General features: G+C 71.9%; 10 protein-coding genes and 1 riboswitch. Of the genes, 5 read left to right on the plus strand and 5 right to left on the minus strand.

Annotated elements, in window-relative coordinates; all coding sequences use genetic code 11:
• The first annotated feature begins 65 nt into the window (after positions 1–65).
• Positions 66–1,034, plus strand: coding sequence for an acyl-CoA desaturase (locus J2S57_RS08205; RefSeq protein WP_307240136.1), 969 nt, complete (start codon positions 66–68; stop codon positions 1,032–1,034).
• A 70-nt stretch (positions 1,035–1,104) separates the two neighbouring features.
• Here J2S57_RS08205 and serS read toward each other — a convergent pair whose 3' ends face one another.
• Entirely contained in the window at positions 1,105–2,394 is a 1,290-nt protein-coding gene (gene serS / locus J2S57_RS08210; RefSeq protein ID WP_307240138.1) for a serine--tRNA ligase, read from the minus strand.
• Positions 2,395–2,523: 129 nt separating this feature from the next.
• Here serS and J2S57_RS08215 point away from each other — a divergent pair, with 129 nt between their 5' ends.
• Positions 2,524–3,330: a D-hexose-6-phosphate mutarotase gene (locus J2S57_RS08215; RefSeq protein WP_307240141.1), complete on the plus strand. Its 807-nt coding sequence runs from the start codon at positions 2,524–2,526 to the stop codon at positions 3,328–3,330.
• Positions 3,331–3,622: 292 nt separating this feature from the next.
• Here the strand turns inward: J2S57_RS08215 and J2S57_RS08220 are convergent, their stop codons facing one another.
• From J2S57_RS08220 to J2S57_RS08230, 3 genes are all read right to left on the minus strand, one after another.
• Positions 3,623–4,120, minus strand: coding sequence for an HNH endonuclease (locus J2S57_RS08220; RefSeq protein WP_307240143.1), 498 nt, complete (start codon positions 4,118–4,120; stop codon positions 3,623–3,625).
• 369 nt (positions 4,121–4,489) lie between these two features.
• A complete protein-coding gene (locus tag J2S57_RS08225; RefSeq protein ID WP_307240145.1) occupies positions 4,490–5,182 on the minus strand; it encodes a C40 family peptidase in 693 nt (230 codons plus the stop codon).
• Positions 5,183–5,271: 89 nt separating this feature from the next.
• A riboswitch (cyclic di-AMP (ydaO/yuaA leader) is annotated at positions 5,272–5,438 on the minus strand.
• Positions 5,439–5,926: 488 nt separating this feature from the next.
• Positions 5,927–6,652, minus strand: a complete 726-nt coding sequence (locus tag J2S57_RS08230) for an iron-dependent transcriptional repressor DtxR (RefSeq protein WP_307240147.1) — start codon at positions 6,650–6,652, stop codon at positions 5,927–5,929.
• A gap of 485 nt (positions 6,653–7,137) precedes the next feature.
• Here J2S57_RS08230 and J2S57_RS08235 point away from each other — a divergent pair, with 485 nt between their 5' ends.
• Positions 7,138–10,704 carry a tetratricopeptide repeat protein gene (locus J2S57_RS08235; RefSeq protein WP_307240149.1) on the plus strand — a complete coding sequence of 1,189 codons (3,567 nt, stop codon included), beginning with the start codon at positions 7,138–7,140 and terminating at the stop codon, positions 10,702–10,704.
• Between the two features lie 52 nt (positions 10,705–10,756).
• Here the strand turns inward: J2S57_RS08235 and pdxH are convergent, their stop codons facing one another.
• Positions 10,757–11,479, minus strand: coding sequence for a pyridoxamine 5'-phosphate oxidase (gene pdxH / locus J2S57_RS08240; protein WP_307240151.1), 723 nt, complete (start codon positions 11,477–11,479; stop codon positions 10,757–10,759).
• 93 nt (positions 11,480–11,572) lie between these two features.
• On the opposite strand from pdxH, the gene J2S57_RS08245 reads away from it, so the two are divergent.
• Together J2S57_RS08245 and serC are read left to right on the plus strand one after the other, a co-directional pair.
• A complete protein-coding gene (locus J2S57_RS08245) occupies positions 11,573–12,664 on the plus strand; it encodes a citrate synthase 2 (RefSeq protein WP_307240153.1) in 1,092 nt (363 codons plus the stop codon).
• A gap of 58 nt (positions 12,665–12,722) precedes the next feature.
• A complete protein-coding gene (gene serC, locus J2S57_RS08250) occupies positions 12,723–13,838 on the plus strand; it encodes a phosphoserine transaminase (protein ID WP_307240155.1) in 1,116 nt (371 codons plus the stop codon).
• Positions 13,839–14,170 lie beyond the last annotated feature (332 nt).

Raw genomic sequence — 14,170 nt, forward strand, 5'->3', positions numbered from 1 at the left:
TAGCTTACGGTTGCGTAAGAAAGCGGCCCGGACGGGCCGCCATGACGCCATCGACAGGGGTTGCCATGACCGCCGGCGAGATCGAGGGAACAGCGGGGCGGAAACCCCGCCGCGCGCAGCTCCCCCTGACCTACGGACGCAAGAGCAGCACCGAGATCGCCTTCCTCTGGTTCTTCGTCACCGCGCCCCTCCTGGCCGTGGCCGCCGCGATTCCGGTGGCCTGGATCGGCGGCTGGCTGGGCTGGACCGACGTCGTGCTGTTCGTGGTGATGTACCTGTTCACCGGGCTCGGAGTGACGGTCGGCTTCCACCGCTACCTGACCCACGGCGCGTTCAAGGCCAAGCGCCCGATGCGGATCCTGCTCACGGTCGCGGGCACGATGGCGATCGAGGGTGCGCCGATCCGCTGGGTCGCCGACCACCGCCGTCACCACCAGTTCTCCGACGAGGAGAACGACCCGCACTCCCCCTGGCGTTTCGGCGAGAGCGTGCCGGCCCTGGCCAAGGGCATGCTCTGGGCGCACATGGGCTGGCTGTTCACGCGGGAGAACTCGAACTCCCGGCGGTTCGCCCCCGACCTGGTGGCCGATCGCGACATCCGTTTCATCCAGCGCAATTTCGTGGCCTTCCTGCTGCTCAGCCTGTTCGGCCCGGCGGTCGTGGGCGGGCTGGTGACGCAGTCGTGGCACGGTTTCGTCACCGCGTACTTCTGGGCCGGGCTGGTGCGCGTGGGCCTGATCCACCACGTCACCTGGTCGGTGAACTCGGTCTGCCACGTGCTGGGCGAGCGCCCGTTCCGCACCACGCTGAAGGACCGCGCCTCGAACGTCTGGCTGCTGGCGATCCCGAGCTTCGGCGAGTCGTGGCACAACCTGCACCACGCCGACCCGACCTGTGCGCGGCACGGGGTCGACCCCGGCCAGATCGACATCTCGGCCCGGCTCATCTGGCTGTTCGAGAAGGCCGGGTGGGTCTGGGACGTGAAGTGGCCCAAGGAGAAGCGGATCGACGCCAAGCGCGTGGTGACTCAGTAGGCGACCAGAACGAACGAGGGACGCGTCGGCACCCGTGGGTGCCGACGCGTCCCTCGTTCGCGTGGTCGGCTCAGTCGGTCTTGCCGTCGGCGTGGATCGTGCTGAAACCGGTGTACTTGGCGAGCACCTCGGGGATCACGATCGACCCGTCGGCCTGCTGGCCGTTCTCGAGCACCGCGGCCATCGTGCGCCCGATCGGCAGGCCCGACCCGTTGAGCGTGGCCACGAACTCGCGCTTGCCGTCTTCGGTGCGGGTGCGGATGTTCGCACGCCGCGCCTGGAACTGGCCGCAGTCCGAGCAGCTCGAGATCTCGCGGTAGGTGTCCTGGCCGGGCAGCCAGACCTCCACGTCGTAGGTGCTCTGGCTGCCGAAACCGGTGTCCCCGGCGGCCAGCAGGATGGTGCGGTGGGCCAGGCCCAGGCGCTGCAGAACCGTCTCGGCGTGGCCGACCAGCTTCTCCAGCTCGTTCTGCGACTGCGAGGCCGCGACGATGCGGACCATCTCGACCTTCTCGAACTCGTGCAGCCGGATCAGGCCGCGCGTGTCCCGGCCGTACGAACCGGCTTCCGAGCGGAAGCAGGGCGTCCACGCGGTGTAGGCCAGCGGCAGCTCACCGGGCTCGACGATCTCGTCGGCGTGCAGGTTGGTGAGCGGGACCTCGGCCGTCGGGATCAGGTAGAGGTCACGGGTGCCGGCCTGGGTGCGGAACAGGTCTTCCTCGAACTTGGGCAGCTGCCCGGTGCCCTCGAGCGCGCTCGGCATGACCAGGTGCGGCACCGAGAACTCGGTGTAGCCGTGCTCACGGGTGTGCACGTCGAGGAAGAACGAGGCCAGGCCACGCTCGAGGGCCGCACCGGCACCGCGGGCCACGCGGAAGCGCGGTCCCGAGAGCTTGGTGGCGCGGGCGAAGTCGAGGATGCCGGTGCGCTCGCCCAGCTCGACGTGGTCGAGCGGGGTGAAGTCGAACTGCGGCGGCGTGCCCCAGCGGCGCACCTCGGTGGCGTCTTCGTCGCTGAAGCCGTCGGGCAGCCGGTCGAGCGGCAGGTTGGGGATGCTCAGCATCAGGTCGCGCAGATCCGCGGCCGCCGCCTCGGCGCTCTCCTCCGCCGCCTTGATCTGGTCTTTCAGCTCGCGGGCGCGCTCTTTCAGCGCGGTGACGTCACCGCCGGCCTTGGCGGTCCTTCCCACCTCCGCGGCCGCCTTCTTGGACTCCGCGCGCAGGTCGTCGGCGGTCTTGATGCCGGCGTTGCGGGTGGACAGCAGCTCTTCCAGGGCAGCCGTGTCGAGGTCGTACCCCCGGCGGGCGAGACGGCGGACCGCCTCGGTTCCCGGGTCGAGCAGGGCGCGCGGGTCGTGCATCGAAGGACCTTTCACCAGGTAGGGCTTTTGCCTCGATCGATGCTACCGGCGCCGGGCAGTCCAGCTCTCTTGCTTATTCGCGTGGCGTGCTTGCCTCTCGTGTTCACCCCGGGCCGACAGAATGCCGCCATGGCGATCGACCCCTGCACCTCCCAGACCCTGACCAGCCCGGACGGCGCCGAACTCGTGGTCTGCGCACACGGCGGGCACGTGCTCGGCTGGACCCCGGCGGGCGGCGAGCCCCGGCTCTGGCTGAGCCCCACCGCCGAGTGCGGTCCGGGCCTGGCCATCCGCGGCGGCGTGCCGGTGATCTTCCCGCAGTTCGCCGGCCGGGGCCCGCTGCCCAAGCACGGCGTGGCCCGCAACCGCGCCTGGAGCGTCGTCGAGTCCGGCGCCGGCACCTGGACCGCGAAGCTGACGGACGACGAGAACACCCGTGACATCTGGCCTTACGCGTTCGAGCTGGAGCTGACGGCCCGCGCCGCCGGCCAGACCCTCGACCTGGCCCTGACCGCACGCAACACCGATGACCGCCCGTGGAGCTTCACCGCCGCCCTGCACAGTTATTTCACCGTGGGTGATCCCGCCACGACGGTCGGTGGACTCGGCGGCCTGACCGCCTCGGACAACGCGGACGGCTCGCAGCAGCAGCTGGACGAGTCCCTGCTCGCGCTCGGCACCCGCGACATCGCCGTCGAGGGGGCCGGCGGCCCGGTCACCCTCGACGATTCCCGGCTCGGCCGATTGGTGGTCACGGCCAACGGCTTTCCTGACCGCGTGGTCTGGAACCCGGGAGCCGGCCACGGACTCGGCGACGTGCCCCCCGGAGGCGAGAGCGGCTTCGTCTGCATCGAGCCGGCGCTGCTCGAACCGGTGGAGCTGGCGCCCGGGTCGGCCTGGACGGGCACCGTGCGGCTCGATACGGGCAAGCGCTGAGCGGCCGACCGGGATTGCGATACGTGTCGGTCACATAAATCCGACCTGCAATGACTAATGGTCTGATTACGGGCAGTCATGACACTTTGCTAAATCAGCATCCGTGTGGCAGGCTCTCCAACGCACCGGCGCCGAGAGCGCCGGTGCACCAGACTTCTTGCGTGTCACCCGGATACGGGCGGGCGCTCCCCGGTCGGCTTTCATCAGTGGCCACTGCGATCTCCTCGGTCTGAGCCAGAGGTTGGAGGGACCCACTGGCTCAGACCTTGGTATTTTGGCCGCCCTCTCGGGCCTAGGCCGCCGCCGCTCCCAGGTACTCCTCCCACGAGGGCTCCCGCACGTCCGCCCCCCGCACCACCCAGGCCGGACCGCGCGGGGCCCGCGGGCGCACCGAGAGCGTCCACCCCATCTCCTCCGGCGTGCGGTTGCCCTTCACGTTGTTGCAGCGAATACAGCACGCCACCAGGTTCTCCCAGGTGTCCTGACCGCCCCGGCTCCGCGGCAGCACGTGGTCGATCGTCGAGCCGTGGGCGTTGCAGTAGGCGCAGCGGTGCTCGTCTCGACGCAGCACCCCACGTCTGCTCACCGGGATGACCCGGCCGTGCGGCACCTTGACGTAGCGGGACAGCACGATGACCGACGGCCGGTCGACCGTCAGCATCTCGCTGACCACGGGATGAGGGCCGTTCTCGACCACGGCGGCCTTGCCCGCGAGGACGAGCACGATGGCCCGGCGGAAGGAGACGACGGCCAATGGTTCGTAGCCGGCGTTCAGAACGAGGGTGCGCATCAGCGGCCACCTCCTGGGTCCCGGACGACAAAAGGCGCCGTTCCGCAGGGGAACGACGCCTTGGAGAGTGACGGCACGAGGCCGCCAGGTATCTCGAATATCTGGAACGAACTACTGCCGACCTGCCGATGCAGGCCCGGTAACCCGGTATGGGCCCGCGCCCTGGCCGTCAGGAAGTCGCGTATGTGTGCTGCCACGGCGACCTCCTCACCGGTATGCCAGCTTGTCGGACTCTGCTTGACAGAGTAAGCGGGAACCCACCGCCAGATCACTCCCTTTACCTCAGTGATCTGCGTGACCATCCGGCAAACGAACACAGGAGGCCACGCCGGACCGGCGGACCTCCTGTGCTCGTGCGTGGTGGTGCGATCAGGCGGACACCCGGCCGAAGGTGACGGCACTGGTCCAGATCGCCCGCTTGCTGAACGACGTGCCGGTGCGGCCGGCGTCGTACATCATGTTGCCGCCGGCGTAGATGCCCACGTGGTAGGCACTGCCGCCGGACGTGAAGAACACCAGGTCGCCCGGCACGGCCTCGGACCGGGAGATGCGGGTGGAGCTCAGCATCTGCTGGTTGGCCGTGCGCGGCAGCTCGATGCCGACCTGGCCGAAGATGTACTTGGTGGCGCCCGAGCAGTCCCAGGCGAGGGGACTCACGCCACCGTAGCGATAGGTGACACCGATGTAGCGGGCAGCAACAGCGAGCACGGAGGCTCCCCGCGCACTGCCGAATGAACTGGACACGCTCGTACCCGTCGACGACTCTCCGTTTTGGGCGGAGATAACGACCTTGTTCGGAACAGCGGTGAAGTCGCTGCTTTCGAACGATACCGTGGCGGCGACGGGTGCCGTGAGCGACGCCGAGGAAGTCTGCGTACCGACGGGCGCCGCGAGGCTCCCGGAGAACGCGACAGCCGGCTGCACGGAGATCGGGGCGGTGGCCGGAGCAGCCGCCTCGGCGCCGGTGGCGGTGCGGGTGGCGGCCTGGGAAGACATCCCCATCGTGGCGACCAGCCCACCCGACATGGCGATCACCGCGCCACCCCGACCCAGGACGGACATCTGGCCGGTCATCGCGGTGCCCAGGGACGACAGCGGTGTTGCAGGACGAACAGGCGCGCGATGGCGCGCCGTGGCCCGAGTAGTCACGGTTTACCTCTCCGAACGCCTACGAGGTCAGCTGTCGGGTTCGGATGGGAGAAGTCATCCGGCCGGATCTGCCTCTTGCGAGTCGGATCTCGGCTTCACCCCGAGGACGTCCAAGGTTCGGACGCCCGGAATTGGGTCCCCCGCCTCTGCCATGCGGTGTTCGTGTTGCCCCGGGGTGATGGCAGAGCTCGGCGTCCACCTCGGGGGCTTCTCGGAGGGAGAGAAGCGAACGTGAAGCTACCCGAACAGGCGAAGGCATGTCACGTCTGTGTCACGACACCCCGGAAAAACTTTACGGAAAGTGACCGAGTGAGCACGTTCGGGTGACCAAAGGCCGGTCGAACGGCACCTTCCGGTAGGCCGTTCCGGCGATGCACAGAAGCCCCACCAACGCCTTTAACCTCTCGATCAGCATCCTGAGCTGCGACGTCCTCTAACACGGCTCGGCGCGTCGCGCACTTTTTGACAGTGCCGAACGGCGGCTGCTAGTGGCCGTCGGCAACCACTCTGCGTGCCGACGGCGGTGCACCGAGGGGACTTCGGTCTGGTATTGACCCATACGTACGCAAGCCCCGCCCAGCCGAGGCTGGACGGGGCTGGCGAGCGAGCGCGCCGTTGTGAGCAGGCCCTTGCGGCCAGGGGTGCGGCGGGATCCGCTCAGACGGCCTCGACGAAGACGTGACGCGCCACGTCGGCCGGCAGCGCCACCCCGGCGTCGGACTCGGCCGAGCGCATCTCGGGCAGCTTCACCACGTTGACCATGTAGCCGGTGGGCGTGCGCTGCGCCTGCACCCGCGAGCCGGGCACCATGCCGGCGCCCTGCAGCTGCTTCATCAGCTGGGTGTCGATCTGAAGACGCTCGCCGAGGCGGCGCACCAGGAGCTCGTTCGGGCTGTCGGCCGAGGCCACCGCGTCGGGCAGGCTGAGCACGCCCTCGCGGAAGGCGTTGGGCGCGGCCTCCGGGCCACCGAGCTCCTCGAGCCCGGGGATCGGGTTGCCGTAGGGGCTCTCCATCGGGCCGGCCAGCATCTTGAGCAGCTTCTGTTCGACGTGGTCGCTCATCACGTGTTCCCAGCGGCAGGCCTCGTCGTGCACGAGCTCCCACTCCAGGCCGATCACGTCGAGCAGGAGACGCTCGGCGAGGCGGTGCTTGCGCATGACCCGGGTGGCCTTGGCCCGGCCGATCTCGGTCAGTTCGAGGTGGCGGTCGCCGGAGACGTGCAGCAGCCCGTCACGCTCCATGCGTGCGACGGTCTGGGACACGGTGGGCCCCGAGTGACCGAGACGTTCCGCGATCCGGGCCCGCAGCGGGACGACGCCCTCTTCCTCGAGCTCGAAAATCGTTCTCAGGTACATCTCGGTGGTGTCAATGAGGTCGCTCACACGGCCATTGTCCGCCCTCGGGCAACCGAGCACCATCCACCGGCAGCCTGAGCGTCGTCACGTGACGCATCGTGCGGGAACCGGAGCCGCCCGCACCGACGCCTCTCGGCGATCGCGCCGCCCGCCGCACCGGGCCCGGGCAGGCAACAGCCCGCAGGCTCGCCGGAAGGATCCGGCGGTGGCGCGCTGGACGATGCGCGCCCCCTGCGGGCTGCGGTGACTGCCTGGAATTCGCCGGCCGTGTCGACCGTGAATCACTCTCGAGAAACAAGAGCAGTCCGTCCGGAACGACGGCGGCTAGCTGACGGCCACCTCACGCGTCCGATATGAACTCACTGTCGAACCACCTCCTCTCTCGTGTGGCACGACGGTACGTACGCCCCCGGCCGGGCGGCAACGGGTTTTCCCGCGGTTTCTCCGACGGCGAACCAGCCAGTAGTCCGGACGGCCGACACGGACCCCCGATAGAAGGCATGATCGTGCGAGTGAGCACGGCGTCCGAAGAGATCCGCGCGGCCCTGGCCGGCACGCACGAGCTTCCTCCGGGTGAGGAACGCATCGGTGCGCTCGACGCGCTGCTGTCGTCCGTCGGCCGGGCCGGCAGCGCACCCGAGGTCGGCCGGCTGGGCACCGAGATCCGCAGCGCGCTGCTGACGGCCTGCCTGGACGGTGGCCGGCACGACCGCGCGCCGGAGCTGCTCGGCTGGCTGACCGCCCGCTACGACGAGAACCCGGGCTGGCTCGGCGAGGAACTGTCGGGGCGGCTGCTGGCCAACCTGGCCGAGGCCGGGGCCGGGCTGCTGCCCCACCCGGACGTGTCCCGGTCCCTGATCAATCACATCGTCACCGGCGCCGAGCAGCGCTACGCGGAGGCCGGGGCCCCGGCCGGGCCGGTGCTGCGCGCCCGGTTCCTGTTCACCCGGCACGTGCACGGCATCACCACGGCGAGCGGTGAGCTCGAGGCCTGGCTGGGGGCCGGGCCCTCCCCCGCCGGGATCGGCTGCCCCGACTGCGAGCGCGCCGAGCAGGTGCGGCACCTGGTCGAGCTGGGCGCCTACCAGCGGGCCGTCGACCACGCCGCCCCCGTGCTGAGGGCCCCCGCCTCGGAGTGCGAACAGCAGCCGGCCGGGATGATCGGCGCGGTCGTCCCGGCGCTGCTGCGTCTGGGGCAGGTCGGGGCGGCGGCGTCGGAGCACGTGCGTGCGGTGCGGCTGATCCGGGCCCGGGTGGCGGGCGCGGCCGCCGCGGCCGGTATCACGGGTGACTCGCGGGCCGGGGTCGCGCTGGCCGCGACCGCGATCCACGGCACCGGCGCCGCCGACCAGCTGCTCGCCTGCGCCCGCAGCGGCCGCCTGCGCCACGGTCTGGACCTGCTGCGCGAATGGCTGCCCGCCCTCACCGGGGCGCCCTCACCGCTGGCCCGGCTGGAGAACGCGGCGGCGATCGCCCGCCTGGCCTGGGCCCTGGAGGAGGTCGGGCGCGCGGGTGAGCTGGTGCTGCCCGCCGATCGCGCGCAGATGCTGCCGGAGGCCTACGTCACCGGCGCCGACCTGACCGTGTCCCGCCTGAGTGAGCTGGTGCTGGCCGACAGCAGCCGGCTGGCCGCGGAGTTCGACCGGCGCAACGAGACCGCCGAGGTCGGTGCCCGGCTGCGCGAGACGCTGGGCTCGGGCTCGCTGCCGGACATGCCGCTAGAGGCGTTCGAGCGGGCCGGGCTGGAGCAGTGGACGCCGGAGCCGGTCAGCCGGGGGCGCCGGGCCGAGGGCACGGCCGCCGACAGCACCGACCTGACCGTGCTGGCCCAGGAGTTCGAGGACGGGCTGAGGGCCGACTCGGCCGAGGCGATGCGCGCGGTGATGCAGGCCTGGCGCTCGATCCGGTCGCGGGTGCCCACCGAGGGCGACCCGGAGGCCGAGCGGGCCGCCGCGCGGCTCGACGGCTGGCTGGCTCTCGACGAGATCTCCTCGCACCCGGTCGATCCCGCGGCCGGGCTCCCGCTCGAGGCCCCCGTGCTGCTGGAGGCGGCGCAGACCGCCACCGAGCGGCTGCGGGCGGGCGGCCTGGTGCTCGAGTCGCTGCTGCACGACCAGGCCTGCGTGCTGATCGCGGCCCAGAACCGGCTGCTGGAGCCCGGTCCGGCGATGGACCGGATCGAGGAACTGACCGCCGAGGTGGCCGGGACCGGGTCGGGGCCCGACCTCGGCGAGGCACTGTCGCGCCTGGTGCTGGCCCGGGAGATCGCGGCCGCGGCCGGGGTCGAGGTGCCCGACCAGATCTCCCAGCTGGTGCCGGTGCACGGGTCGGTGCCGGAGGAGGTGACCGGGCTGATCCCGGTCTCCGCACCCGACGACGAAGCCGTTCCGGACGAGATCCCCGAGGACGAGGACGAGGACGAGGACGAGGTCAAGCCGATCCACGACCCGGCGGTGGCCGAGCCGTTCGGTCCCTCGTCGATGCCGACGTCACTCATCGGCCCGTTCATGACCACGCCGATCCCGGTGACGCCCTCGGACTCCCCCGGTCACCGGCCCTGGCACGGCGACGACGACCCCCGGCAGTCGCGGCGCCGCCTCGACCCGATGGAGCAGCTGCGGGCCGAGATGACGCCCGAGGACGTGCTCGAGGTGGCGCAGACGCTCGACCTGGTGAACTTCGACCCGCTGGAGACCGCGATCGCCCAGCTGCGGTCGGTCCCGCCGGAACGTCTCGAGCACCGTCACCTCCGGGCGCTGGCCCGCATGCTGCGGCTGCGCGCCCGCGACGAACCCCGCTCGGCCGCGGTGAGCACCCTGATGCAGGCCGTGGCCACGCTGCCCGAGGGGGTGCGCCCGCTGGAGCGCGCGCAGGCCGGGGCCGATCTGGCCTCGGTGCTCGGTGAGAGCGACCCGGGGGCCGCGCTCGCGATCTGGGACCGGGCCGTGGAGGACGCCGAAAAATCGGGCGAGGGGCCGATTCTCGGTACTCTGCTGGCCGCCTCGGCGATGCTGCGGCACCGGGTGGGCGACGCCTCGATCGCGGCCGCCGACCTGGCCCGGGCCGTGCCGCTGCTCGACCGTTACGCCCCGGCCGCGCTGGCCGGGCAGTGCCGGGTGGACCTGTCCCGGGTGCTGCTCGAGCTGGAACGGCCGTTCGCGGCGGCGGCCAGTGCCGAGGCCGCGTTCGCCGACGTGGTGGAGGTGCTGCGGGCCGAGGGTATGGAGACGCCCGCCGTGCGCAGCGAGCCGGGCGAGCGCCCGGCCCCGGACGAGGTCGAGATGCCGCCCGGTGAGCTCACTCCCGAGGTGGCCTCCCGCATTCATCTGGCCGGGGCGGCGGCGTTCGCGGCGGCCGAGGCGAACTCGACGGCGGGCACTCCCGGACCGGCCCGGCGCCTGGCGATCCGCAGCGCCCAGTGGCACGCGCGCAACGGCAACCCGATCGGGCAGGCCGAGGCCTGGCAGCTGGCCGCCCGGGTGGCCGGGCGGCCGGGCCGGGTGGCGGCCGACCTCGACCGCGCCGCCGAGCTGGCCGAGGCCGGCGGCGACTGGGCCCGGGCCGCGACCTGCCGTCGGGAGCGGGTCACCGCAGTGCGGGCCGACGCCGGTGACGACGCCGCCCTGGCCGCGCTCGACGAGGCCGACGAGACGCTCGACGACTGGGCCCAGGCCCTCACCGGGCGCCGGGTCCAGCCCTCGGAACGGGAGCTGGCGCAGGTCCAGATGCGCTGGCACCGGGTCGCGATCGCCGAGCAGCGGGCGCGGCTCCTGGCGCTGGGCGGCTGGTTCGGCGAGGCGATGGAGGTGGCCGACGGTCTGGTCGACGAGTACCGCGCCCTCGACGACGCCTGGTCGGCCCGCGACCTGCAGGGCCTGCGCGGCCAGTTGCGCGCCGAGCTGGGCGATCTCGAAGGAGCGGTGACCGACCTGCGGGAGGCCGCGGAGGCCGCGGCCCACGTCGGCGAGGCGGAACAGAGGCACGGTCTGGGCGCCCGGCTCGCCGCCGTGCTCGGCGGGGCCGGGCGCGACGACGAGGCCGAGGAGGCCTGGAACCGGTTCTGCGAAACCGGCTCCTGACCTCCGGCCCGCTGCCGGTCGAACCGCACCACCACGTCCTCCCGGTGAGGGTTCAGGGCTCGCGGCGCACGACCTGCCACCCCGAGGCATCGTCGAGCACCGGCAGGCCGGCGCCCGCGTCGACACGCACCGCCTCCGGATCGGCCCCCGCGGGCAGGAAGACCAGCCGGTCGTGCAGGCGTGAGGGCTGCCCCTGCCAGAACTCGATCTCCACCGGCCGCACCCGGAAGCCACCCCAGTCCGGCGGCACCGGGACGTCGTCCGGGCGGCCGGAATCGGGCCAGCGCTCGGCGAATTCACGCTGCCGGTCCTCGAAGACCGTCCGGGACGCGACCACCCGCGACTGGTGACTGGCCCAGGCACCGATCCGTGACCCCCACGGACGGGAGCCGAAGTACTCGGCCGTCGCCGCCGCGTCCACCCGCTCGACCACACCCCGCACCGACACCTGCCGGTGCAGTGGCATCCAGACCAGGTCGAGCGCGGCGACCGGGCGGGCCGCCAGGTCGGTGGCCTTGCGCGAGGCGTAGTTGGTGAAGAAGACGAAACCGAGCCGTTCGGCCTGCTTGAGCAGCACCGTGCGCACCGACGGGGCGCCGTGCGCGTCGACCGTGGCGACGGCCATCGCGTTCGGCTCGGTGACGTCCGGGTGGGCCAGCGCGTCGTCGTACCAGGTGCGGAACTGGGCCAGCGGGGTGGTGGCCAGCTCGGACTCGCCCAGGCCGGGCACCTGGTACGAGAGCCGCTGGGCACTGAAGGCGGGGTCGAAGCTCATGGCGCCAGTGTGGTCTTCCCGATACCGCGGGCACTACCGGCGGCCCTTGACGTGAGCTGGACTGGAGGCCCACACGAGCGAGGGAGTTCCGACATGGGCGAGTTCGTACCGGGCCTGGAGGGCGTCGTCGCCTTCGAGACCGCGATCGCCGAACCCGACCGGGACGGCGGCGCGCTGCGCTACCGCGGCGTCGACCTGGTCGATCTGGCCGGACGGGTCGACTTCGGCCAGGTCTGGGGCCTGCTCGTCGACAACTCGTTCACGCCCGGGCTGCCGCCCGCCGAGCCGTTCCCGCTGCCCGTGCACACCGGTGACGTGCGGGTCGACGTGCAGAGCGCCCTGGCCCAGCTGGCTCCGCTGTGGGGTTTCAAGCCGCTGCTCGACATCGACCCCGCGCAGGCCCGCGACGACCTGGCGCGGGCCTCGGTGATGGCGCTGTCGTTCGTGGCGCAGTCGGCCCGGGGCCAGAACGCGCCGATGGTGCCGCAGAAGATGGTGGACGAGGGACGCACCATCACCGAACGGTTCATGATCCGCTGGCGGGGCGAACCGGATCCGCGCCACGTCGAGGCCGTGGACGCGTACTGGGTGTCGGCCGCCGAGCACGGCCTGAACGCGTCGACCTTCACCGCCCGGGTGATCGCCTCGACCGGGGCCGACGTGGCCGCGGCGCTGTCGGGTGCGGTCGGGGCGATGTCCGGGCCGCTGCACGGCGGGGCGCCGTCGCGGGTGCTGCACATGCTCGAGGGGGTCGAGCGCTCCGGCGACGCGACCGCCTACGTGAAGCAGGTGCTCGACCGGGGCGAGCGGCTGATGGGCTTCGGGCACCGCGTGTACCGGGCCGAGGACCCGCGCGCCCAGGTGCTGCGCGCCACCGCCGAACGGCTCGGGGCCCCGCGCTTCGAGACCGCGCGGGCGCTGGAGCAGGCGGCCCTGGCCGAGCTGCAGGCACGCCGTCCCGACCGGGTGCTGGCGACCAACGTGGAGTTCTGGGCGGCCGTGATCCTGGACTTCGCCGAGGTGCCGGCCCGGATGTTCACACCGATGTTCTCCTGTGCCCGCACGGCCGGGTGGTCGGCGCACATCGTGGAGCAGAAGGCCACGGGGCGGCTGGTGCGGCCGTCGGCGCGGTACGTCGGTGAGGGGCCGCGCGGGATCGAGAGCGTGGACGGGTACACGGCCTGAGGGACCCGGACGAGGGCGTCCTAGGGGCCGGACGCGTTGACCTGCGACACTGGCGCGCGTGAGTGACGCCGCCATCGTGATCCCCGCGCACCTGCTGCCCGCCGACGGCCGTTTCGGGTCCGGCCCCAGCAAGATCCGCCCCGAGCAGGTCGAGTACCTGGCCTCGATCGAGCGCACGGTGCTGGGCACGTCGCACCGCCAGGCCCCGGTCAAGCAGCTCGTGGGCCGGGTGCGCACCGGTCTGGCCGAGCTCTTCGACCTGCCCGAGGGCTACGAGGTGATCCTGGGCAACGGTGGCTCGAACGCGTTCTGGGACATCGCGGCCTTCAACCTGATCCGGCACCGCGCGCAGCACCTGACGTTCGGCGAGTTCTCGGCCAAGTTCGCCGCGGTCACCGAGAAGGCGCCGTTCCTGGGCGCGAGCACGGTGATCTCGGCGCCGGCCGGGTCGGTGGCCGCGCCGGAGCCGGAGGAGGGCGTGGACGTCTACGCCTGGCCGCAGAACGAGACCTCGACCGGGGTGCAGGCCCCGGTTCAGCGGGTTCCGGGGGAGGCGCTGATGCTGATCGACGCCACCTCCGCCGCCGGGGGCATGGCCGTCGACGTGAGCCAGACCGACGCCTACTACTTCGCCCCGCAGAAGAGCTTCGCCTCCGACGGGGGCCTGTGGCTGGCCTTCCTCTCCCCCGCTGCGCTCGAGCGCAGCGCCCGCACCGCCGCGAGCGGCCGCTACGTGCCGGACTTCCTCGACCTGCAGACCGCGATCGACAACTCGCGCAAAGACCAGACGGTGAACACGCCGGCCGTGGCCACGCTGGCACTGATGGCCTCGCAGATCGACTGGATGCAGGCGGGCGGCGGCCTGGACTGGGTGAGCGCCCGCACCGCCGACTCCAGCGAGCGCGTCTACACCTGGGCCGAGAAGTCGCCCTACGCAACGCCGTTCGTGACCGATCCGGCCGCGCGCAGTCAGGTGGTCTGCACGGTCGACTTCGACGGGGTGGACGCCGCGGCCGTGGCCCGGGTGCTGCGGGCCAACGGCGTGGTCGACGTCGAGCCCTACCGCAAGCTCGGTCGCAACCAGCTGCGGATCGCGGTCTACCCGGCCGTGGACCCCGCCGACGTGAGTGCCCTGCTGGCGTGCGTGGAGTACGTGGCGGAACGGCTCGGCTGAGTCCGTCCCCGAAAGCCCCCGGCCCCGGGCCGGGGGCTTTTTCGTGCCCGCACGGCGAGGGGTCGTCGGGCCGCGGTCTGCCGGACGGTCGACCGCGCCCGACCACCGGCGATGCCGTCCTGTAACGGCACGTTGACAGCGTTCACCGGACCATCACCGGCGCATCACCGGCCATCACCGGCGTCTCACGAGGATCTGAGCTCAAAACCCTGCTTTTCCTCTATTCTCTAGTGGCGAGATAGAGTTAATGTATGGTTACCGCAGCCCGGGACGCCCGACCGCCGGGTCTGCCTGCTGCTGGTCCCCTGCTGGTCCCCAGGGCCCCGGAACGG

The sequence above is a fragment of the Kineosporia succinea genome (assembly GCF_030811555.1).
Classification (GTDB): domain Bacteria; phylum Actinomycetota; class Actinomycetes; order Actinomycetales; family Kineosporiaceae; genus Kineosporia; species Kineosporia succinea.